Origin of the sequence: Paenarthrobacter sp. AMU7 (assembly GCF_041200195.1) — a bacterium.
In the GTDB taxonomy this organism is placed as follows: domain Bacteria; phylum Actinomycetota; class Actinomycetes; order Actinomycetales; family Micrococcaceae; genus Arthrobacter.
Genome location: NZ_CP165735.1, coordinates 119959 through 142799 on the forward strand (window position 1 = coordinate 119959; position 22841 = coordinate 142799).

15 protein-coding genes and 2 pseudogenes are annotated in these 22841 nt (G+C 59.7%); 8 read left to right on the top strand and 9 right to left on the bottom strand.

Annotation, left to right across the window (positions count from 1 at the left end):
- The first annotated feature begins 1233 nt into the window (after positions 1-1233).
- A complete protein-coding gene (locus tag ABQM86_RS00605; protein WP_369745516.1) occupies positions 1234-3855 on the top strand; it encodes a LuxR C-terminal-related transcriptional regulator in 2622 nt (873 codons plus the stop codon).
- 360 nt (positions 3856-4215) lie between these two features.
- Here ABQM86_RS00605 and ABQM86_RS00610 read toward each other — a convergent pair whose 3' ends face one another.
- The gene (locus ABQM86_RS00610; RefSeq protein ID WP_369745687.1) at positions 4216-4359 is read right to left on the bottom strand and encodes a hypothetical protein; all 144 of its coding nucleotides are present in this window, start codon (positions 4357-4359) and stop codon (positions 4216-4218) included.
- Positions 4356-5885 (bottom strand): polysaccharide biosynthesis tyrosine autokinase, encoded by a 1530-nt coding sequence (locus ABQM86_RS00615; protein WP_280623410.1) that lies wholly within the window; start codon positions 5883-5885, stop codon positions 4356-4358. The genes ABQM86_RS00610 and ABQM86_RS00615 overlap by 4 nt, the downstream gene beginning before the upstream one ends.
- Before the next feature lie 140 nt (positions 5886-6025).
- Here ABQM86_RS00615 and ABQM86_RS00620 point away from each other — a divergent pair, with 140 nt between their 5' ends.
- From ABQM86_RS00620 to lepB, 4 genes are all read left to right on the top strand, one after another.
- On the top strand, positions 6026-6910 hold the full coding sequence (locus ABQM86_RS00620; protein ID WP_369744957.1) for a helix-turn-helix domain-containing protein: 885 nt from the start codon (positions 6026-6028) through the stop codon (positions 6908-6910).
- Between the two features lie 191 nt (positions 6911-7101).
- A complete protein-coding gene (locus ABQM86_RS00625) occupies positions 7102-7743 on the top strand; it encodes a hypothetical protein (protein ID WP_280623408.1) in 642 nt (213 codons plus the stop codon).
- 152 nt (positions 7744-7895) lie between these two features.
- Entirely contained in the window at positions 7896-9014 is a 1119-nt protein-coding gene (locus ABQM86_RS00630) for a PqqD family peptide modification chaperone (RefSeq protein ID WP_369745688.1), read from the top strand.
- 2 nt (positions 9015-9016) lie between these two features.
- On the top strand, positions 9017-9721 hold the full coding sequence (lepB, locus tag ABQM86_RS00635) for a signal peptidase I (RefSeq protein ID WP_369744953.1): 705 nt from the start codon (positions 9017-9019) through the stop codon (positions 9719-9721).
- A gap of 28 nt (positions 9722-9749) precedes the next feature.
- Here lepB and ABQM86_RS00640 read toward each other — a convergent pair whose 3' ends face one another.
- From ABQM86_RS00640 to ABQM86_RS00655, 4 genes are read right to left on the bottom strand one after another with little or no spacing between them, the layout of a single operon-like run.
- Complete coding sequence (locus ABQM86_RS00640; protein WP_369744952.1) at positions 9750-10886, bottom strand: hypothetical protein; 1137 nt, start codon at positions 10884-10886, stop codon at positions 9750-9752.
- Positions 10883-11941, bottom strand: coding sequence for a polysaccharide pyruvyl transferase family protein (locus ABQM86_RS00645; protein ID WP_369745689.1), 1059 nt, complete (start codon positions 11939-11941; stop codon positions 10883-10885). Before ABQM86_RS00645 ends, ABQM86_RS00640 begins: the two co-directional genes overlap by 4 nt.
- On the bottom strand, positions 11938-12981 hold the full coding sequence (locus tag ABQM86_RS00650) for a glycosyltransferase family 1 protein (protein WP_280623403.1): 1044 nt from the start codon (positions 12979-12981) through the stop codon (positions 11938-11940). The genes ABQM86_RS00645 and ABQM86_RS00650 overlap by 4 nt, the downstream gene beginning before the upstream one ends.
- The gene (locus ABQM86_RS00655; RefSeq protein ID WP_369744948.1) at positions 12978-14003 is read right to left on the bottom strand and encodes a glycosyltransferase; all 1026 of its coding nucleotides are present in this window, start codon (positions 14001-14003) and stop codon (positions 12978-12980) included. The genes ABQM86_RS00650 and ABQM86_RS00655 overlap by 4 nt, the downstream gene beginning before the upstream one ends.
- 410 nt (positions 14004-14413) lie before the next feature.
- On the opposite strand from ABQM86_RS00655, the gene ABQM86_RS00660 reads away from it, so the two are divergent.
- Together ABQM86_RS00660 and ABQM86_RS00665 are read left to right on the top strand one after the other, a co-directional pair.
- Complete coding sequence (locus tag ABQM86_RS00660) at positions 14414-15523, top strand: hypothetical protein (RefSeq protein ID WP_280623401.1); 1110 nt, start codon at positions 14414-14416, stop codon at positions 15521-15523.
- 84 nt (positions 15524-15607) lie between these two features.
- Positions 15608-16993 carry an O-antigen ligase family protein gene (locus ABQM86_RS00665; protein WP_369744947.1) on the top strand — a complete coding sequence of 462 codons (1386 nt, stop codon included), beginning with the start codon at positions 15608-15610 and terminating at the stop codon, positions 16991-16993.
- Here ABQM86_RS00665 and ABQM86_RS00670 read toward each other — a convergent pair.
- Both ABQM86_RS00670 and ABQM86_RS00675 read right to left on the bottom strand, forming a co-directional pair.
- Positions 16987-18450 carry a sugar transferase gene (locus ABQM86_RS00670; protein ID WP_369745690.1) on the bottom strand — a complete coding sequence of 488 codons (1464 nt, stop codon included), beginning with the start codon at positions 18448-18450 and terminating at the stop codon, positions 16987-16989. The two genes, ABQM86_RS00665 and ABQM86_RS00670, sit on opposite strands and share 7 nt — an antisense overlap.
- Before the next feature lie 388 nt (positions 18451-18838).
- Positions 18839-19411, bottom strand: a pseudogene (locus ABQM86_RS00675) (LCP family protein); the annotation flags it as partial.
- 320 nt (positions 19412-19731) lie between these two features.
- Between ABQM86_RS00675 and ABQM86_RS00680 the strand changes: the two are divergent.
- Positions 19732-21432: an AAA family ATPase gene (locus ABQM86_RS00680; RefSeq protein ID WP_369745691.1), complete on the top strand. Its 1701-nt coding sequence runs from the start codon at positions 19732-19734 to the stop codon at positions 21430-21432.
- A 283-nt stretch (positions 21433-21715) separates the two neighbouring features.
- Here the strand turns inward: ABQM86_RS00680 and ABQM86_RS00685 are convergent.
- Positions 21716-22585 (bottom strand): annotated as a pseudogene (locus ABQM86_RS00685) (YhcG family protein); the annotation flags it as partial.
- Between the last annotated feature and the right edge of the window lie 256 nt (positions 22586-22841).

Genomic DNA, 22841 nt, shown 5'->3' on the forward strand with positions numbered 1-22841 from the left:
AGCAAAGATAGTGCGTATCCGATCATGAGCCCAATGAGCCCGCCGACCGCCCACCGACGGACTCTGCGGTGTTTTTCTGTCACGGAATGACTCCTTTGCGCGCTCTGACTTACCACTAGCGAGTCCCGCCTGGATTGCCCCAGGGAACGCAATCGACTAAGGAGTTCCCCAAGCCGACCAATAGGCCAGCGACCATTCCGCCCTTGACTTGCCTATTCCATTTTACGTCGTCGGCCTTTGCATAGACGGCTTGACCAACTGCACTGCCTGTGGAAAATCCGAAGCCAAACAGAAGCTTCTGACCTGAGCATTGTTGGGCAAGATTTGGTCCGGGCGGAGCTTGTCCACAGGCGTTATACGAATAGCATCCTTGGGCTATGGCGTCCTTGTTCACGCAACCAAACGAATAGCAGGATGTTTGAGGAGAGGCAACCTTCGGCTGAGGTGTCGGTTTCGGTGCCACCGCTGCGGACTTGCCAGAGGGAGCCTGTCCAGCCCTCGTAGAAGGGGCCGGCTGCGGTGTTGGAGTCGTGATTTGTTGTGCCGGGGGAGCGGCGGCTGGCGGCGGGGGTGAGGTCCTTAGGCGTGGTGCCGGTCCGCCGTAGTCACAGTCGCATATTGGCATTTGGTAGAGGCCTGTCGGGTCGGAGGCGTTGGTGGTGTTGCCGAATGAGTAGGTGTACGGAGTGAATCCTTCTGATCTGTCGGTGGGAAGGATTGGGTCGGGGGCTGTGAAAGTCCCGGTGTTGGGGTCGAGGTCGCGTTCTCCGAGGTGTGTGAGTGAACTGATGGTGTCGTCCAGGCCAGCGATGTAGCCGTTACCAAGGGAGAGCTGTTGGAAAGCAACCTCAGCCACGTCGATGAAGAAGCCCTTAAGGTGATGTTCGATTCAGACGAAAACTAGCTAACTCTTCCGTCATCCACGCTGCTCCTGCAGGCAGGCGGGCTTTGGAGGTTGCTCCGCCTGACCTGCAGCACCGAAGGCAGAGCGCTGATCACCAATCCAAGAGACTGGTCCATAGAGGCGCCTGAGCCCGGACCGGTAGCCAAGGCGTAGCAACCTTGCGGATGTGGACGAGGCCCCAAGTCCGACATACTTGCTGGCCTCCCGGGCCTGGATAGGTCACACTGGGCTCACCAAAGAAAGCAGACTTTTCCCTCGGGATGAGTAGCCGTGGGAAATCTGAGGGGTATGGAATGCACATACACGATTTGACGGTTTTGAGAGACAAAGTGAGGCCGCCGAATGCGGCCGTTGACGAACTTCCACGCCCCCGCATCATTTCAACCCTTTCTCAGAAGCTGACAGCTGGCCGTGCTGTGGGGACCATCATCGGTCCCGAAGGGTACGGCAAAACCGTTACGGCCGCTCAATGGGTCCGGCACGCCGGCGCCCACACGGTGACGGCGTGGCTGTCCCTGGATCCGGGTGATGACGAGCCCGACCGCTTTTGGTCGCTTCTGACCAGCTCCTTTGGGTTTGCCCTCGGAGGCGCCGCCTTGCCGAGCCCGGATGTAAGGGATAACGCCTTCCTAGACACAGTGCTGATCCAGCTGTCCGATGTTCCGGGAACGGTGGTACTGGTGCTGGACGGGTGTCACCAACTACGCAATCCGAGCACCCTGCAGAATCTTGACTATTTGATTCATCACGCACCGGAGAATCTAAGGTTCCTCCTTGTTGGACGGGCGCTGCCACCGGTGCCCGAGCTATATAAACTTCACGCAGCAGAGAACGTTGTTGAAATCACCCGTGCTGACCTCGATTTTCGCCGCAAAGAAGTAGCCTTGGCTACAAAAGCTACTCCGTTGAACATCGATGCCCTGTTGAAGAGCACTGAAGGTTGGCCGGCCGCTGTCATACTTGCTCTCCGCCACGCCGCTGTCGGCAATACCACCCCGGATGCAGCCGGCAACGATCCGCTGATGGAAAAACTCATCGAGCCACTCTTCACCTCCTATCCGAGGGATGTGCGGTGGTACATGACCGTCATGTCCGTGTTGGAAACGTTCACCGCGGAAGACCTCACCCACGCCTTCGTCGGGGCACATGGGGAAACACTTATTGAGACTGTCCGCACCCAGAGCGGCCTGTTGGGCTCAGAGACTGTCGCGGGTATCAAAACTTATCGCCTTCACCGACTCCTACAGCAATATTTGAGCACCAACGCCGACCCTGAGCTTTTGCCCGTTCGTGCACGGATGAGCCGGTGGTATCAGCAGACAGGTCGACATAAGGACGCCCTTCGCCACGCAGGTCGAAGCCAGGACCCAGCGTTGCTGCGTTCCTCGGTAAAGAACTCCGGACTCCCTCTGCTCTGGGCAGGCGAATTCACAACCCTTACAGCTTTGATCGATGAGATCGGACCTGCAACATCGGCGGAACTGACTCTGCTCAAAGCACAGGTGGCTTTCTTGACCGGCATCATGGAACCAGCCAAAGCGTGGCTCCAGAAATGCGCCGCAGCAGCGGACATCCCACAACTTGATCCGGTTTTCGAAGCTCTGCACCACGTTTTGCGCGCCCAAATCTCACTGGCGGAAGGCAAGACTGAAGAGGCCCTCCGCACCCTCCAACAGCTACCCGATGCGCCCGATCCCGACATGGACCACTTCGTCACCCGGATCCGTGCCTCAGCTCTACTTGTCCTGAACCGTAACGAGGAAGCACGAGCAGAAGCCGAGTATGCAAAGGCCCTGGAAATCAGAAATCCCAACCCGGTCGTCGTGATTGACGCTCTTTCGCTCACAGCGGCAATCGACTGCACCCAAGAGCTCTTTCGTGGGGCGAAGGAAAACGCCGACCAAGCACTCCTCCAAGCGGAATCTGCAGGACTGCGTTACAACGCCCGAAGCAGACCAGCCCGGCTCGTGGCCGCGTGGTGCGCGTACCAGCAGCTATCCGATGCCGAAGCCGCCTACCACAACGCCTTCGTCGGGTTGGGGCCAACCGTGGCCCCCGCCATTGGACAGTCGTCGGCAAAGCTGGCTTTGATTCTTGACTGGCTCCAAGGGGATCAATCCAGCGATGAGACAGCATTGGAGTTACTCGACAGGGTACGGCATGACATGTCCCAAGAGGTGCCGCCCTGGGACGTTGCTATCAACGCGCTCCAGGTGTCAGAGATGTTGTTGACCCTAAAGAGGTACGATGCGTTGCATCAGTTGAACTTGGACTTGCGGAGGCATCAAGGCATCACCGGAGAACTGCACATCATCTCTGCGTGGAGACTCCTACGCACGAACCGCTTGGAGCAAGCCAGGAAACTGTTGGCTCCCGTCAACAAAGGCTTTGTTCAAAGCCAAAGCGCCCTCGGGCAGATCACCGGCCTGGCACTGGCCGCGCATATTGAACTTGAAGAGGAACGACCGTTCAAAGCAAGGGAATATCTTTTGGCTGCGTTGGAATTAGGAACGAGGCACGGTATTTCCCGGGGACTGCACTTCGCCGGGCCCCTCGTGCGGTCGGCCCTTTTCCGTGAGCGCCACCACTTCTTAGCTCACGAAGAACTGATCAGGACTCTGGAGCGGGCCACTACAGCCACCCCATCGGCAGGAACCACGCTGCTGACACAAAGGGAACGTCAGATGCTCGCGCTCCTCCCCACCTTCGCTACCACGCAGGAACTGGCCAATGACCTGCAAATATCCCCGAACACTGTAAAAACACACATCAAGGGCATCTACCGGAAGCTGGGCGTCACCAATCGACGCGAAGCAATCAAAGCAGCCGAACACTTAGGACTCCTTAGACGCCACAGAACGCCAGAACGACGATTGCTCTCCAAAGGGGCGAGTGAACACAGGTTCGGCGCACACGGCCCTTCCCAAAACGAACACCAAGTCGAGCTGTAAGACAGCCAATGGCCCACACCCGTTCCGGTTGCTGTGTGAGCCTGTTGATGCGTCTCCCCTACGGTGTAGGCCTCTGTTCGCCGACGCCGGCATCCGCCGTCAGGATCACTTTCACTCCTAAGTCCCAAGTGCGTTAGATCAGTGAAGGTGCGTCCGTTCCAGCCAGTGAGCAGTACCGAGACCTTGCCGCTGGGCCGGAGGTCCGCCGACGGTGAGCTCTGGAAAGCGGGCGAGGGGACCACCACCCTGGTGCGCGCATTAGCTGTCGGGATCCGCAGGACATAGGTCCCTTGTGGATGGATACTCCGAAGAGCTGGCCTATCACCGGATCGGGATACCGGGAACTTCGACCATCACACCTCAGATCACCTGAAGGCTGCTGAGGCCGTTGTCATGGAGCTGGGCGCGGATCAGTTGCTCGGCCAGCGGCGACCGGCAGATGTTGCCGGTGCAGACGGTCAGAATGGACGACGGCGGATGGGCACCTTGGTTGGTCAGGCTCACAGGGCGTTGGTACTTTCGCGGCGGCGGCCACGGCGCTGGTCGGTCAGCTGGACCTGCTCTGTCGCGGCCACGGGAGTCGATTCCGTGGCGGGAACGTGGTTGGCCTTGGCCGCTTCCTCACCGGTGTCCTTGCGGTTGTAGTACGTGTAGTACTGGTAGCCGTAGTCCTCGCCCTTGGAGGATTTGCGGGAAACGCCGTTGATGATCAGACCCAGGGGCCTGCCCTTGACGCGTTCGAGGTTCTGCAGGGCACGCTTCAGTTGGTCGTAGGTGGTCTTGCCTGCGCGGCTGACTACCAGGGCTCCGTCGGTGCGGGCGGTGAGGATCGCTGCGTCGGTGACGGGCAACAGCGGTGGGGCGTCCACCAGGACGATCGCGTGCTTGGCAATGTCCTCAAGTAGGGCCCGCATGACGTTGGACCCCAGAAGTTCGCTGGGGTTGGGAGGTACAGAGCCGGCGCCGAGCACAAAGAGGTCGCCGCTTTCGCCCCAGGGCTGCAGGACGTCGTTGAGGGTGGCCCTGCCGATGAGGACATCTGTGAGCCCTACATTGGTCAGCAGCCCGAACGTCTTGGCCACGGTGGGGCGGCGGAGGTCGCCGTCCACCACAACAACGCGCTGGCCGGATGCCGCGATGGTCTGGGCAAGGTTGGCCACCACGGTGGTCTTTCCTTCCCCCGGGAGGGCAGAGGTGACAACGATGATGCGGGGCGGCTCGTCCACGTCCATGAACTGGAGGTTGGTCCGCAGTTCGCGGATGGCCTCGGCTACGGCGTAGTCCTGATGGTTCTTGTTCTCAAGATCGTTACCGCCGCGGGACAACACGAGGCGGTTGACGCCGTCGAAATTGTTGTGGAACGGAATGGTTCCAATGACGGCGACGCCGGTCTCGGCTTCGAGCTGGACTGCAGAACGGACGCGCCGGTCGAAGATATTCCTCAGCAGTGCGTACCCGATCGCCAGCAGCAGGCCGGCGACGACGCCAATCATCAGCGCGAGCCTGGTATTGGGGGATGTCGGAGTGGTGGGGAGCTGTGCGGCGTCCAGCGAGCGGAAACTGACGATGGAGGTCTCACTGCTGTTGCTGCCCTTTTCAAGCTCGGCAACCTGCTCCCCGACGGCCCGGACCCAGGCCTCGGCCAGGTCGCGGGCATCCTCCGGGCTGCTGGCCTGTGCGGAGAATTTGAGGGTGGCGGTGTCCTGCGGGTTCTGGGCCGAAATACGGCTGATCAGTTGCTCAGGAGTGGTGCCTTGGAGCTTGAGGTCCTGGATGACGGTTTCCGCCACGGACCGGGATTTCGCGACGTCCAAGTAGGACTTTGCGCGGGACTTGGAGTAGCTCTCGCCGGCCATGGCCGTACCAAGATCTTTATTGACGCCTACCGAAATGATGCCGCTGGCATCGGCGCTGAAGACCTTGGTCTGGGTCAAAGTCCAGCCGAATGCGACTATTCCACCCAACACGGTAATGGCAATCACTGAAATCCAGTGTGCCCGCAGGACCTTCCAATAGTCCGTGAGCTCCATGAAATTGGTCCCCCTGATGCTGTGTGGCGTCGACACGTCGACACAAAAAGAACGCAGTTCTTGCACTGCGTTGTAAGTATCGTAACGTGCTGACCTAAAGGGGATACCCACCTCGCGGTGGGATGGGGGGTTTATGACAAATGCAGGATACTGACTTTCTCCAAATGGGAGCGGTGTACTTCGCGCAGGATCAACACGGTCTTCAGAGGCATGCCGAATGCGTTTTTGGTGAGCTGACCATTAGCTCACTTTCGGGCGATTTCACTGCCCCCGATGCCACGGGACATGACGACACCGTGGACATTTATTTCGTCGCGTCCGGCCTTATCCGGGATCCCCACTCAGGGACGCACCTCCCGGGCGGCGAATCGGTTGTTGTTGTCCCTGGCGGCAGGGGCCTGCCCTCGCCATTCGTCGGGGACGCGGACGCTAAACGGATCCGGATCCAGAGAAGCGCGGCGGAGACTTTCGTCCCCCATGCACTGGACAGCGTAACCGTCACCCCCGTCCGCTCCCGGCTCGATGCTGCTGCTGAGGCCTTCATCGGGGCCATCCTGAATCAGCCTGCCCGGCACGGTTCTGCCATTGAGCTGTACGCCACCGAGCAGATCCTGCTTGAACTGACGGGCAGCCTCCTGCTGGATCACTGTGGAGTTTCCTGGGATTCCACGTCCTTGACGTCGGTGCTTAGGGACCAGGCCATGGCGGTAATTGCCCAGCGATGCGCTGACCGGGAGCTTAATCCCGAGGCCGTGGCCAAGGCTGTCCAGTCGTCATTGCGGCGGGTGCAGGCCGCGTTCGCGGAGGTGGGAAACTCCATTGCCGCGGAGATTCGCAGGCAGCGTGGCAGGTTGGCACGAACGCTGCTCACGGATGCCCGCTATGACGTCCTCAGCGTCCAACAAATTGCCGAGCAGACCGGATTCGGTACAACGGCCGCCCTGCGCAGGGCGTTGGATGAGCTGTATGGTTGCGGGCCGCGGGATCTCAGGGAACGCCGGGGCGTTGACGCTTCCCAGCCGTGAAGATTCACGTTTGTGGCGGGCACAGAGGACGTTCCGCGCAGACCTTGAACCGTTGAGCGACAAAACTTCGGGCGAGGGCCAGATCTGGACTTTCCGGCAAAAACACGTGGGTAATGTCTATCCCTGATGGGGGAACTCGGCATGTGCTGGATTCCAACCGATGGTTTTCATTCCGAGTTGAGAGAAGAACAATGAGCGACGAAGTCACCGTTTCCAAGCCGCACTCCCGCCGCGCCGTAGTCAAGGGTGCCGCCTGGTCCGTGCCGGTCATTGCTGCCGCCGTCGCCGCCCCGGCTGCCGTAGCGTCCGTGAACACTTTGAGCCTTGCCTTTACGGCCTCCTCGACTTCGCTCCTTTCCCTCGCCCTGCTGGACGGCGGCGGAACGCTCACGGCCACGGCCCTGGTCACCGTTCCCACCACCCTGACCTTCACCAACGGTCCGGGTGCCGTGACGGAGACTGCCGCGGTGACAGTGTCTGTTGCCCGCCCTGCCGGCATCAACATCAGCGTTGGCCGGGCTCGCGGCTTTGGCGTGTACTCCTTCGACGGCACCCTCACTACCGCCGGACAGCGCACTGCCGTCTACCAGTCGGCCCCCATTATTGGACAGTACGGCTTCCCGGCTACGACGTGGACCAACAACGTTCCCGTCACCGTCGCCAGCAATGGCACGCTGAACCTTCCCATCGTCTTCGGCCTTGCGGGTGTCAGCACTGGAATTGGTATCAGCGCTTTGGCAACATTCCCCGTCACGGTCACCGTGGTTATTGGTGGCCGCACCCTTACTGCCACGAGCGAAATCTCCGTTCCCGTCGGTGCGGGTCTCCTCTAGGGCCTTTTCGAAGAACATTTCAGGCGAATGCGCGTCAGTCAGAAGGGCTGGCGCGTTTTCGTGCGTTCCGGGAATGCGGATTAGGGTATTTGAAGGCCTCCAACGGTAATCCCTTTTCGGTTGGTATGGCCGGCTGATCTTAGGTGGAGGAAATGCAGACTGATGAGATCCTGGTCAATGCGCTGGGCGGTTTAGTCAGGATTCGATTCGATTTTTCGAGACAACAGTTTGATGAAGCGCGCTTCGAAAAACTCCACAGGCCCTGGTCCGATGCCATGCCTGAACAGGAAGCGATCCCGGTTGTTAAGGATATTGTCGCCGAGCTTCTCTGGGCTTTCCCGGACGACGACGGGCTCCCAGGTTCCGTAGCGGAGCTTTCCACCCACACAACATTGGCAGCTATCGAGGCACAACGCGGCCGCCTGCTGATGCTGCACGCCGCCGGAATCGCGCACCCCTCCGGTCAGGTGCTGGCGTTCATTGGTCCGTCCGGGAGGGGCAAGACCACCTTGGCCCGGCACCTCGGTGCCAAATATGGCTACGTCACCGATGAAACCGTAGGCATCGAGGCCGACGGTACAGTGCATCCCTACCGGAAACCTCTGTCCGTCATCCAGCCCGGCGAGGCGTACAAAAAGCAACTGGCCCCTTCTGTCCTGGGTCTTGGTGAGCTGCCCGCTGCGTCCCTTGCCCTTGCCGGGCTGGTGCTGGTTTCCCGGCGCGATGGTTATTCCGGTGCGCCCCGGATTGAGACGTTGGGGTTATGCGAAGCCCTGGTCGAGATCGTCCCGGAGATCAGCTATCTGGCCGACATGGACAAACCGCTCCAAACCATTGCATCGCACGTCGATCGTTGCGGCGCGCTTCGGCGGGTCACCTACAGTGAGGCCTTTGAGGTCCTGCCCCTCATCCCTGAGCTGATGGCGTGGGAGCCGCCTGAGGCGTGGGAGGCCGTCCTGCCCACAGGGGAAACCACGGGCGTGGTGAGTCCCCTGGCGCCGGAGTCATATCTACCTGCCCCGGTGCTGGACGCCGTGGAAGCCGGTGGGCTGACCGCCGTCCTGGACGCCAACCGAACTGTCCACGTCCTTGATGGAGTGGGGCCGCTGGTCTGGAAGTCGCTCTGTGAGGGCCGTGATTTTGCTTCGCTTGCACGGGAGGTGGAGCGCCAGTTTGGTGCTCCACCTGAGCAGAAGCTCGAACAAGCAGTGGTGGGGATTCTTTCAACTCTCGCGGATGCCGGCCTGCTCGTTCGCTCCCCGGCCCCATAACAATGGGTCCCGATACTGCGAAAGCTGCCAGCCGGCGTCGTCGATTGCTTCGTTCGCCGTGGAGCCATGCGCTGCTGGCCTTGATCCTCGTGGCACTCGTCCAAGGCTTCCTGGTGAAGATCCATCACGTGCCCACCGGCTCCATGGAGCAGACCCTCAACGTCGGCGACCGCGTGCTGGTAAACCGGACTGCGTACTTCGCTTCAGTGCCTGAACGCGGGGACGTGGTTGTCTTCCGCAAACCGCCGGGCTGGGGGCCCGCGCCTGACCGCAGCTTCCTGCGCACCAGCGTGGGCTGGTTTGGTGAACTGACCGGCATTGGCCCTGGCAACACCGAGTACTTGGTCAAGCGGATCATCGGGGTGCCCGGTGACACCGTTGAATGCTGTGATGCCGCTGGTGCGGTCAAGGTCAACGGGGTTGCCATCAGTGAACCGTACATTCATCAGGATTTCCCCCTCCACGCGGGATCTCTTGACTGCTCGACGGCGGTAGAGTCACCGCGCTGCTTTGCGCCACTTATCCTCAGTGAGGGGCAGTATTTGCTGCTGGGGGATCACCGCTCTGTTTCGGAAGATTCCGTCTCAGCATGCAGAAACCCCGCGGCCCCTCCCGACTGCGTCAGAACTGTTCACCGGGGGGACATTACGGGCCGTGTGGATTGGCTCGTCTTCCCCTTCGATAAGTGGGGAGCCTTGGATTCCTGACCCTACGTCTGCCAACCGGACCGACGTGTCAGGCCTGCTGCAGCGCCTTGGAGACCGAACGGTATCTCGCGTACAGCAATACACCTGTCACCGATTCCACAATGGTGAGTCCCAGGAAAAGCACCGCCAGTGAATCGCTCCAGAGGATCAAGGCCACGCTGACTGCGAGATACAACAACGACGACACAATCCTGATCCAGAAAACCTGGCCCACCATCCCTGCGCGACGCAGGTAGGTGAAGGGAAGGGTGCCGGGGATGCTGACCAGTTTCCAAAGACACGCCAGTGACAGAGCACCGAGAGTCACCACGTTCCAGGCAGAGCCGAACAGGGCCTGGAACACGCCAAGAACCTCCAGGACCAGGATGAGCGCAATGGCCAGGACGCTGAGGGCGGACATGCCCAGCGTCAGGCTTCTCGATTCCGCTCCGAGCAGCCGCGTCCGCATGTACCCGAGGATGGGCTGGAGTGCTCCGAGGACCGTGATGGTCGCCTTGAGGGCAACAGCTTCCTCATCCCGTTGAAGCAGGTACACCGTGGCCACAATGCCCAACGGGACCAGGGCCACCATGGCAGTTTCAAGGGTGATCCAGGCGGTTGGGGCCAAACGTGGGCGCCCCGACGCTTTATAGGGGGTCCTCAGGGCCCTGATCACGATGGCCGCTGCCATGGATGCGGCTAAAACAGAGACCGCCCACGGTGAATTTTGTTGTGCAAGGACCAAGGAAGTGCCCGCACCCAGGACCAACGCGGCAGCAGTCAAGGCCTCCATCTTCCACCCAGCCGTATAGGCAGCATGCATTCGCCCTATCTGGAGGGCCACCATGGCGCAGGGCAGGCCAAACGCCAGGACCGCAATTGAGCTGGGGAAAATGACCATTGCCAGTGTTCCCGCAACGCCCAACGCTGTGGCCCAGGCCGGGATGTACGTCTTGTCGGCCAAACGGGAATCGGCCATTCGTGGCTCGAGCAGACCCGCGGCGATCACACCGGCGCAAAAGGCGCCGATGCTTAGGACAAGTGCTATCTGGGCCTGGCCTTCAAGGGCGAAAAGCCGGGCTGCAACGGCCTGGAATGCCGCTGGGACGATGGCCGTAACAGCTCCTGAGGCCACCATGACCAGCGGTTGGAGCACGTTGCTCCGGGTGACCGTAGCAGTGGTCATGCCGTGACGCCCAAGACCGCGTCCCGAAGGCTTGCCCCCAGTGCCTCGTAGGCCTCGTCCGTTCTTGCGGCAGAACGGTTGACCGCAGCGTCGTATTCTTCGCGGGCCGTCTCACTGTTCAGGAGACGGTCAATGTGGGCGTGAACCGTCTCCGGATCAAAACTGAACGCGTTGTGGACGTACTCTTTGAGGCCCAGATCCTCGAACGCAGCAAAGCCTTTTCGCTCGTACGACAGATGAATAACATAGTGGCCCGCCTGCAAGGCCATGAGGGCAGCGTGCAAGCGCACGGCAACCACCACCCGTTTGGCGGAAGCGCCATTCAGGAAATCCCCGCGGCTGAGGATCCGCCGCGGGTTGAGGCTCTGCATGGGGGAGAGGTCCTGATTTCCACCGGTTTGACTCTGTACGTAACCGTCGAAGGACCCCACCAAGCCCGCCAGCTCGATGATGGGAGCAGGGAGGCCACCACGAAGGTTTCGTACCGAGTACACAGGAGTGGCTTCCACTGGCTGTGTGGTCCGGGCCGGAACGCGGAGGACTGCCATGTCCGGCACGCGTCGGACGACAGACGTCAGCCCAAGCTCCTGGACCGTGCGGTCATCGCGGGCCCAGACCCGGCTGAGCCGGCCCAGGTGCCGCCTGAACCGAGGGGCACTGCCCAGCCTCAGGGGACCGATGCTTTGGGGAAGATAGACAACTTTTGCTCCATGCCGGCTGGCTGCCCGCAACTGGACACCATGGACCAGAAGCGCTTTGGCCAGCTCAACGCAGTTTCCGCCGCGCAGGTACCCACCGCCAACGCCCACAATGAGGTCGAAGCTGTCGAGATTCCGCAGGGTCGCGAGGTAGTCACGGTCATAGCCGCGGAGGGACGGCTTGCTTCGACGCAGTGAGACGCCAGGGAGATCAAAACTCCCAGGATCGGAAGCGAACAGTGTGAGATCGATGGCCTCGGCCGGGAAGGTCGCGGTGAGGAGTTCGATTGCTTCGGTGACCAGCATGCCGTCGCCGATGTTGTCAGCACTGTAGCCATGGAGAATGAGGACTTTCATCGCTGCAACACCTGCTCGTAGACCTCGGTATGCGCGTCCACGCTGGCATCCCAACTGAAGCGTTTCGCCCAAGCGAAGCCGGCATCCCGTGAGTGCCCGGTTCCTGCGGAACTGCCGAGAGCCCCTGCAATGCCACGGGCGATTGAGTCGGCATCGGTGTCTTCGAACAGGAAGGCCGGACCTGCCACCTCCTTGAGGGAGCCGCGGTCCGAACAAATGACGGGAGTTCCGGAGGCCATGGCTTCGAGAACGGGAAATCCGAAGCCCTCGTAAAGGCTGGGGAAGGCGAAGAGGGCTGCATGCTGCATGAGTGCCACCCGCTCGTCGTCATCAACGAAACCCAGATGCTCGATTCCAGCAGACTCAATCGCGGTCATGGTCTCAGCCGCGTTCCACGCGGGTTTTCCCGCGATCACCAATTTTGCGCCAAGATCCTTAAGTTGGGGCAGCGAGAACGCACGTACAAGTTCAATCAGGTTTTTCCGGGGTTCAATGTTTCCGAGGTAAAGCACGTAGGGAGTGGAGCGAAGGTGCTGAAGCCGGTCGCTAAGAGCCCGTGGCTGCGCAAAGTATTCAGTGTCGATGCCGTGGGGAATCGTCGTAATAAGGGCCGGGTCCATGCCGAACACCTCGGAAACATCGTCTGCACTGGACTTGGAGACAGTGATGACCGCATCCGTTGATTGAATGGCCCGCTGGACCCGGGTTCGCCAGATCATTTCCTGCCGGGCCGATCTCGCCGTGGTGATCCAGCGGCTCGCAACACCGTGCACGGTCACCACCGAGGGAGCGCGGGTGGGCAGCAGCGGGCCAGTGTCAGCGCTGTAGTGCAATACAAAGCCAGGTTTCGCGGGCACCGTAAGACCTTGCCATGTCTCCATGAGGGCGGTGAGTGCCGCACGTTTCGATGAGCGAAGTTGGCTGATCTCGACGCCCCTCAGCTCAAGGCCTTTGGCGATCTCCCGTGCATAGGTGGTGTTTCCGCCAACGTGGCGGGAGAGAATCCGGGACGGGAACGACACTTGCTTGAGTCGGTTCAACGATCAGGCCCTTTCAGGTCATAGAGGTCACGAAGAGCAGTGTGCAGGGTCGAACGATTCATGCGGGCCAGCAGGGAACGGTTCGCCGCCAGCGCAAGCTCTCTTGTCCCGGCATCGCTGAGGATGGCGGCGACAAGACCGGCCACTCCGTCGGCATCATCTGCTTGCAGCAAGCCGGAGTCTCCGAGGGCGCTGATGCTGCGGGCAGCAATGGGAACGCCCTGGGCAGCGGCATCGAGGATGCTGAGGGGGAAGCCTTCATACGCGGCGGAATGAACGTAGACGCTGCTGGAAGCGAGGGATTCGGCCACTCCGTGGTTGTCGAGCCAGCCGGTGACTTGGATTCCGGCCTGTTCAAGGCCTCTTCGCAGTTCCGGATCGCCATCCCCAATCCACTGAAAGCGCACGGCTGGCACCTTGCTCCGCAGAGCAGCGGCAACATCGCTGAAGAACACAGGGTCCTTCTGCCGGGCGATTCTTCCCACCATGGAGATCACCGGTACGGCCTGACTGGTCAGGGGCCCATGCCCGGCTGAGCGGGAGGCGACTGTGGGCAGGTTTGGGATGGGGACGCAGGTAGCTGACGGGCTAAGCGCACGCACCAGGTTCTCTTCGTGGGAAGACAGTGTCCCGAATTTCCAGGTCCTTGGTGCGAGGAATCTCTCGGCACCTCGAAAGAGTGCCCGCTTCACTGGAGAAGTGTTTGGGTCGTCATGCTTGAAGCAGTGAGGTTCGTAGACCACCGGTGCCGCTATGCGCCGCGCGCGGGTGTAGAGGCCGGGGAAGCTGGAGTGCGCGTGGACCACCTGGGGCATCAGCAGGTCGACGGTGGTACCAACCGTGGCAATGCGTTTGAAGAGCCCTGGCCCCAGATCGTGGTGCTCAACGGCCAAGCCCTGCCACACAGGGGCGGGCTGCCCTTTCTGAAAAGGCGACAAAACCAGGTGGATGAACTCCTTGGGGCTGTTTTCAATGTAGCTCCGGACAGCTTTTGGCACCCCGCCATCGATGCGGTCAACCACATGAAGAATCCGACTGGAATCAGCGGCTACCAACCGGCACCTGCTTGCGTGAACGCCGAGTCGATTTGTCCATTGCACGGCTGGTAATAAAGCCCATGCCAAAATTCCAAGATTGCCACGCTCCCCCATTCATCGGCGCATCAGATGTAGACTCCCGGCCCGCGGCAGTGCCTCACCCTAAATCTGATGTGAGGGAGGTACCAACAACGGAGCCCGTCTGGTGTTCGACCAAAGTCAAGGATAACCGATGCCCGGGCATATTCGGGTTTGTGCGGATTGTTTACTGTAAGCGTCCTGATTAATCCGGCAGTTTTAATTGCGGTAGATTTATCAGGACTGAAAATTACAGATGCGTGCGGGAATCTCGAGCTGTTCCACGCCGTTCACACGGTCCCAGGGGAGGGCGGCGAATGACGAGCTGGGTAGCAATCGCCTATGGCGCACTGGACCTCCGTGGCTGGCACGAGAATCAGACGGACGTTGAACTGATGCTTTTGCCAACAATGCCGTCGGAACCCATAGGTTTGGCCGACGTGCCGGCCGTCCTCTGGCGGAAGCTTATGGATGGTCCGGTGCCTGACACTGGCCTCGATGATGCTGAGCAGGCCTTGGTCCGGGAGTTCGCGGCGGCGGGCATCGCATCCGAGGACCCGTCACATCCGGCACGGATACTCGAACTCAGGGTGCCGTGGATGTCCTCGCCCGTCCATGAGATGGTCTACGCGTTGGTTGCCAGCGTGGCCCGCGACCATGGAGTTGACGCCATATCCATTAAGGGGCCAATGCTCCACCGCCAAGGTTTGCGGGAAAGGGAGCATTCCGGTGACGTGGATGTTTGGGCCGATCCCGCACATCTTGAGGTTCTTTGCTCCGCACTCGAAGCATGGGGTTGGAACGGAAGGACGGACCAGTGGTCCGGGCTCTCCTTCAACCATTCGGTGGCCCTTGAACCTGGGTCGTGGGGCTGTGAGCTGGACGTGCATCGCCACATTCCTGGATGCGCGGAAGACGATGCTGCCGTTTTCGGCAGGGTGAGGGAAAGCTCTCAAGCCACGCTGTTCGCGGGGGTACCGATGCTGACGCCCGACCTCCCGGCACACGCAGTCATCTTCGCCCTCCACGATCTCCGGCCGGAAGCAAGGCATGGGAAAACGGCGGTGGGAGCTGGAGAGCACGCTGAAACGCTGAGGCTCGGGGGAGAAAAGGTGCTGCAGTTTGCCAACAGCGTGAAGGCTTCAGCCGTCCTCGAGCCCGCCCTGCGGCTTGCCTTCCCAACGGCCCATCTTCGGGTTGATCACGAAGTTCCCCTGAACTGGAAATGGCGGGAAAGCAAAGGCTGGTGGCGGGCCTACTGGATGATCTTCCGCTCCCTTCCAGCCGAAGAACGCCTGCTTTTCATCAGGCGTGCGGTATGGCCCCAGGCTGAGGTCCTGGCAGCTTCCGACGGCCGGGCGGGACGTTCCACACCAAGTCTCGTCGGCGCCAGGTTCCGGCGGATTGCGAAGCTCTTCCGCTGGTAGGAGAGGGTGTTGAACGAGTGAAGTTTGCGGGAATGCAGGGCGAATGATCGGTCATGGGGGCCGAAGGAATTCAGGGGCGATTGTATGCGGAATCAGATCAGTTACGGTGCGGGCGCTGTGAGCACGAACATCGCGGCGAAGGGCACGGACGCCTCACCGGAAAAGCCACCAGTGCTGAGGTCCAAGCCGGAGACTCTTGGGGAGATACCGACCACAGGGCCGTGGTTCCAGCGCTTCATGCTGCTCAGCGTTGTCTTCATGCCGTTCCAGTATGCGCTGACCGTGCCGGTGGGTTTCCCCCTCAAGATCAGTGAAATTTTCGGGATCATGGGCATCGCCACGTATGTGCTTGGCCGGAGATCCATGAGGAGAAAACGGGACCTCGCCAGTGTGGCCGTGGCTGTCCTTGCCATTGCGACCGTCTTCTCTGCCTTGGTCAATTTCACCCCCGGCAGCGGTGGCCTCAGATCGGTTGGCTATGACAGGGGCTACGAAACCGATCTCCTTCTGTACAGCGGATACGCTCTTCTGGCGCTGTGCTACTGGTCTGTCCTCCGGCGTGTGGATCGACAAAGGACTGTGCGGGCAATCGTCGCATCGATCTGGCTCTGCGGATCGGCAGTCCTGATGCAGTGGGCCTCAGCCCTGTCCGGAAACACCCAACTGATCGGCACCCTTGGCTTCCGGACACTGGGCGTCGATGACACGGTGGAGACTCTTCGTTCAGGACCCTTCCTGGAGGGGCAACACCTGGGCTTCTTCGCCGGGGCAGCAATTTTGGTGGCCCTGTACAACAGAAGCTACCTGGCTGCGGTGGTTGCGGCCCTGTCAATTCTGTATTCGCAATCGACCACGGCTTATGCAGGACTTGCTGTTGGAATTGCGATGATAGTCATCCTCAAGTTTTCCAAGGTGCTGGTTCCCTTGATCGCGACGGCACTGGTTGGGGTTTTGGCGCTGCTTTTTTCTGACAGCCTGAGGACCACCCTTGGCAGGCAGTTGGCAAAGATCGGTTTTACCGAATTTGCTCCGGACTACCAATACGCCACAACGTCATTGAACCTGCGCGGAGTGAAATCCCAGATTTCCTTTGATATGAGTTCCGACAATCCCATTTTTGGAGTGGGTCCTGGACGCTATGGCGCCTATTTCGATCAATATGTCAGCGGCCGTCAGTTGCCGTGGATTTACTCCACGGACCAGACGCGTCCCATTGCGGAGAATGCCTACGCCCACGTAGCGGCTGAACTTGGCTACGTCGCTCTTATCGCCTTTGGACTCCTTATTCTGGTCCTTCTGTGGCGAAACTTCAGGAATGCATCCTTGCTGGGCATGCTGGCTGTCTTCACAGCCCTTGGTGTCTCCACACAGTCGTCATGGACGTTCTTGCCGATCTGGACATTCTTCGCCCTTCTGGCGGCTGACGACGTCGAGTCGAAGCAACCGTTGATGGAAACACGGGGTCAGTAGGCTCCGTCTTTCCCAACCACGGCCTTGGCCGTCCGGAAGAGGATGACGATGTCCTGGGCCAAGGACCAGTTTTCAACGTAGTAAAGATCCAGGCGGATGGACTCTTCCAGTGAAAGATCGTTGCGGCCGCTCACCTGCCACAGTCCGGTCATGCCCGGCTTGACCAAGAGTCGCCTGACGGAGGCGAAGTCATACATTTCCACCTCGCGGGCCACCTGTGGGCGCGGGCCAACAAGGCTCATGGTTCCGTTGAGCACGTTGAGGAGTTGTGGCAGCTCGTCGATGGAGTATCGCCGAATCCATGCACCCAAACGGGTGACCCGGGGATCGTCTTTCATCTTGAAGAAGATGACGCTGTCCTGGCTTTGGGCTTGGAAAGCCTCCAGCAAGGTCTCAGCATTGTTGCGCATCGAGCGGAACTTGATCATTTTGAAGGACTGGCCGCCTTTGCCGATCCGCTCTTGGAAGAAGAAGGCAGACCCGGGGCTGTCCAGTTTGACCAGGATGGCTATCACCAGCATCGGCACGGAGAGCAGCAGGAGCAACAAGGAGGAAAGGCAAACGTCCAAAGCCCGTTTTGCGAACGCCTTCATGCCACTGAGCTTCGGTGTTGTGACATGGATCAGTGGTAGCCCCGCTACCGGCTGCATGTGGATCCTGGGACCAGAGATGTCAGTGAGTGCAGGGGCTACGATCATGCCGATGTCGCGGGCGGAGAGTGCCCACCCCAGCTGCCGCAGGAAGGCAGGGTCCAAGTGTGCCCCGCCGCAGACCGCCACTGTGTCTGCTCCGGACTCACCGATGGAGTCGAGGACCATGTCCACGCTGGGAGAGGAGCCAAGGACGGGCAAATTTGTTCTGGCCGTCGACCCTGGTTCGGTGAGGAGGGCTGCAACGGGTTTGTACCCGGACACTATGTGCTGATTCAGCTTGTCTGACAAGTGATTGACGTTGTTGGACGCACCGATCAGGAGCACTTTGTGAAGATTCCGGCCCTCAAGCCGGCTTCGGTGCAGGGTCCGCCGTTGGGCGAACCGGACCAAAAGGAGCAGCACGACGCCAAGGGGGAGAGCTACTGAAACGTATCCCCGTGCCGTCTGGAGTTGGAAGACGTAGGAGACGACTGCCAGGCATCCGAAGAGCCACAGTGATGATACGGCGACCCGCTTATACTCATCAGTTCCGGTGCCGAGGACTTTGCGGTCCCTCGTGCCGCCGAACTCCAACGCGGCAGTCCACGTGAGAATGAGGACAACGGAAAGCGCCGAGTACGACAGCTCCGCGTCTCCGCCGGCAACGGTCACATCTTCGGTGCCGAACCGCAGCAGATGGGCTCCACCTACAGCTATGACGATGCAGGCAAGATCAAGGAATCTCATCTTGATGCTTTGGGTGCGCAACCATGTAGAGCCCGCAGCGAAAGCGACGTCGCGGGAGGCAGAAACAAAGGCAGTCATTGCGGTCAGCTCAAGAACAGAGTGTCAGCGCGGAGTTTCCTTGTGGTGATCCGTGATACCCCGCACCACAACACAACCGTTTTATTCACGAACCAGCCCCCATAGCCATGCCCCCAACGCCCCCTGCGGAGCAACAAAGTTGAATGCGTCGTAACACCAGGCGGTGTGACTTGACGTTTAAAAGTAATCGTAAAGGGACTTTAGATGCATCTCAAATTGCGGCAGATGCCCACTGCGTGATTTACCTCAAGCCATGAATTGCAAGGTTGCTGGGAAGGTCTATTGCGCGCAGAAAATAATAATATTCGCGCATTCAAAGGCTGCTGATGAAGTCCATATTGCGCAATCAATGGTACTTTTTGCGTCGACGGCGGTGAATCCCGACTGGTCAGTTGCCCTTTTCGAGGCCGTGCGCCGTCACGTACTGGCCCAACTGGTCCTTGGCCAGCGCTGATGCGATGTCAGAGATTGCGGTGGTGTCCGCTACAACAATGGATTGACCATCGGCAGAGGTGCCCGTTCCCAGCGTCGGGAGGGTGAACATCACGGTGTCGGAGGCCCGGATGTCTTTCATTCCCAGGGCAAGGCTTCCGATTGCGGCCGCATCCAGGCTCTTGTCCACGCTGATGAAGGGTGACACTGAGGAGACCATGTTGTTGATCGTGATCGGGTTGGTCAGGGTCTCCCTGGCTATGGTCTTGCTGATGATCGCTTTGAGGTAGGCCTGCTGGTTCCGCACCCGCTGGTAGTCCCCGTCGCTGAAGGACTTCCGTTCGCGGACAAAGGCGAGTGCTTCATCGCCATTGAACGTCTGTGGGCCGGCTTCATAGACATGGCCCTTCATGGGGCCGGAGTTGGGTGAGAAAGGAATCTTGACGTCGATTTCCACTCCGCCGAGGGCGTCTGTGAGGCCCTTGAAGCCTTCGAAGTCCACCATGGCCACGTGGTCGATGCGTTGCTGAAAGAGGGATTCCTATTCCGCCATGTTCCAATTTCTCGTGTGCGACCGTAGTTATTGAGGACCGTGCTATGGGGCAAGTGTCAGCCGAATTGATGCATCAGACGACGTACGCGGAGTCCTAGTTGACATAATATCCGTTATCGGCGTTTAACTAACGGGAGTAGACGAGGGTTCAGGAAGCTCTGCCCGGTCTCCCTTTTGCACAAAATTGGTAAGAGTCGGTGGATTCAACCACCGACATACGCGAAAGGTTAGCTGGAGGTGGCCCGAGCATTGGGCCGCATACGTTGTTAGTCGCGACGTGATGAAACAATGGGGCCATGACGCAGGCTCCCGATCCGCTCTCCGAAGTGACGCTGGCTTTCAATGATGTATTTCCAGGCACTACGTCCGACACCTTCTTCGAGACTAAGGGATGGGAATACCCTGTCTCGTACTTTGTCGGTCGAAACGGCAGCGGTAAGTCACGTACGGCTAAGCTTGTCGCCGAGCACTTAGGTGGGTCGTATCTGTCAACTGATCGTCTTTCGGGATTGATGAGCTTTTCGAACTGGGGCTGGACGTCGGTCCCCGCGATGGATTCATACAAGGGGGTCCCTTTAGGCGACACCGAACGCAGCCAGGCCGCTGGTTTGTCCGCTCAGGGCAGCGGCGTCGGCGCCCTCTACGCGCTAAAAGATCAGCCTGAGGTCTGGCTGCGCGTCGCAGCATTTCTGCGACGGGCATTGGGGCGAGTTATCGAACTCCGAGAAAGCGCTGGGTACCTTGATCCGTACATTCGCGTAGGCGGATCAGAGTACTCTCTGCTGCGTGACGAGGGGCACGGACTACGCGAGCTTGTGATCTTGCTGACCGCCGCCTACAGAGAAGACTGGACTCTCTTGGTCGTCGACGAACCCGAACTCCACCTCCATCCGGCCATGGCACGCCTCTGGCTCAGCGAACTCGAGAATGAGTGTCGGCGAAGGAACTCACGGGCTGTAGTCGTTACACATGAGCCGACAATGTTGAAGCCGGCGACGGCCGGGGACCTAGGCGCCGTATGGTATTTTTCTGCGGATCGACCGAGCCAGAGACTCATCGACCATGTGGGTACCGAGCTCCAAGGACGAGTGACCTCCTCCCTCAAAACTAACCCCCAACTGATCAGTCAGTTGGTCTTTTCACCGCGCCCGGTCCTTGTGGAAGGCGTCCACGACGTTGCAGCACTCACTACCTCTCTCGAGAGAACACAACCCCCTGAAGTGGTAGCCCAGACTGATCTGGTTGAATGCGGAGGAAGCGGCGCGGTGGCACTTTGGTTTGCGATCTCGCACTCCCTTGGCCTTGATGTTCGCGCGGTAGCTGATTTGGACGCATGTCTAGCATCTGAAGTCCAAGCGGTTATGGACCGCAGCCCGGACGTCGTATCCAAGTATCGGAGTGTCTTGCTAGCTGAGCCGCCCCGATCACACGTCATCCTTCGTCCACTCATCGAAGAGATGAATAATCAAAGTGTCCCCGCCAGCCCGAAACAAAGGGCTGCGTGGCTAGCAGCTAGCGTTGCTCCTGGTACAGGGCATGAGGCCCGCCTCACCCAATTTCAAGATATCTGGCGAGATGCAGGATTCTGGCTCCATCCGCAGGGAACCCTTGAAGATGTGCTGTCTATCACAGCAAAGGGACGAGAGGTAGCCCAAGAAGCTGCGTCCCGCCCAGGTCCAATAGACGATGTTGCCAGGTGGTGTGCATTTGAGCTCGATGCCATGGGCGACGTTGAGATACTGCTGGGAGCAGCAGTTGAACGGATCGCCCACGCCATCATGGAGGCCTTACGCGTGGAACCGCTGACGCAGTTCACGAGTCCCGTAGGAGGATCCTCAATTAGCGACTCCCGGTTGGTGGATGTGACACCTCTCGGCGACGGACGCCACCGTATCACGGTGAAAAAGCCAGAAGCCTTCAGCGGTCAGTGGGTCGACTTTTCACGAGATACCCCTTCGAATTTCCTGCAGTTGAACAAGGCTGACGGCGGCGATTAACTGTATCCTGAATGGTTGGCCCACTTTCGGTCACCTCGCGCGTAGTCGCTTGGGTGCGTGCTGGCGACATTCGTCCAGCCGCCGGACAGGCCGCCAAGTGACCTGGCGGCCCAATAGTAATTCTGTCCATCCGTAAGACGACGTATGGGCCCTTATCGGCGTTAAGTGGTGGGCAGCACCGGCGACGATGGTGGCTAAGGTCAAATGTCCAAAGTTCTTTGGACATTCTGGTTTGCTAATTGGTCAGTAACTTCTGCTGAATCTGGTAGGTCAGCGGTGGCGCCTAGCCGGGTTGCGGCTCTCCTTCGTCAGGTTCTGCCCATTCGAGGGCCGCGACGAGATGGCCTTCGTTGGGCAGGGCCTGTTGCTCGGCTGTGGGGAGTTTGTCGTAGGTGTAGGCCGCGACGGCCATAGGAGATGTGGAGCGGCCCAGACTGTACCTGACGCTTCTGTCGTTCTTGGTGCCGCAGATCAAGATGCCAATGGTTTCGTTGTGATGGTCGCGCCGAAGCATGTCATCGACAAGGGCGACGTAGAAGTTCAGTTTACCGGCGTACTCCGGCTGGAACTTTCCTGTTTTGAGTTCGATCACCACGTACCGGTTCTGGTCCATGTGGAAGAACAGCATGTCGACGTAGTAGTCGTCACCGTCGACATCGAAGTGGACCTGCCGTCCGACGAACGAAAATCCGGGTCCGAGTTCACGCAGGGTTTCAGTGATCCGGCTGGTCAATGCCAGTTCCAGATCCCGCTCGGCAACTTCCCCTGAGAGACCCAGAAATTCGAAATTGTAGGGGTCCTTGGCGACCTGCTGGGCCAGCTCGGAATCGGGTCCAACAAGCCGTTGGACAAAATTCGACGGCGCCGCATCGGTTCTTTCCAGGGTCCGGTTCATGATCATGTTCAGCAGGACGTTGCGGGACCATCCATGCTCAACTGCGGCGCCGGCGTACCAATCCCGGTCAAGTCGATTGTCCAGTTTGTCCAGCAGTACCGTGATGTGACCCCACGGCAATTGTCCAACAGCCTGTTGGACAATTGGCTCCGGCCAGGCCGAGGCGAAGCCCCGCATGTAAAAGAGGTTGGACCGTGACAGCCCTTTCATCTCGGGGAACTCTGCCCGGAGGTCCTCGGCCAGACGTCCCATGACCCCCACATTCTCGGAGTGGCCTGGTGGCATCGTCCATCCACCAATTCAGCTCCACCTGTTGCCTCCCGAACATGCGCCCGAGCCGGGTGTTCACGGACCTCAGGCAATGCGGCTGTTCATAGCGTCTCGGTAGGGTGCTTCGTTCCGGCGCATTCCGCGGGTGTGATAGGTCGAAAGATCCTCTCCCTCCGCTTCATACTGGCGTGCGAGGGTCTCACCACGCGGTGTTAGCCTCAACCAGAAGCTCTGGCCAAAAGGT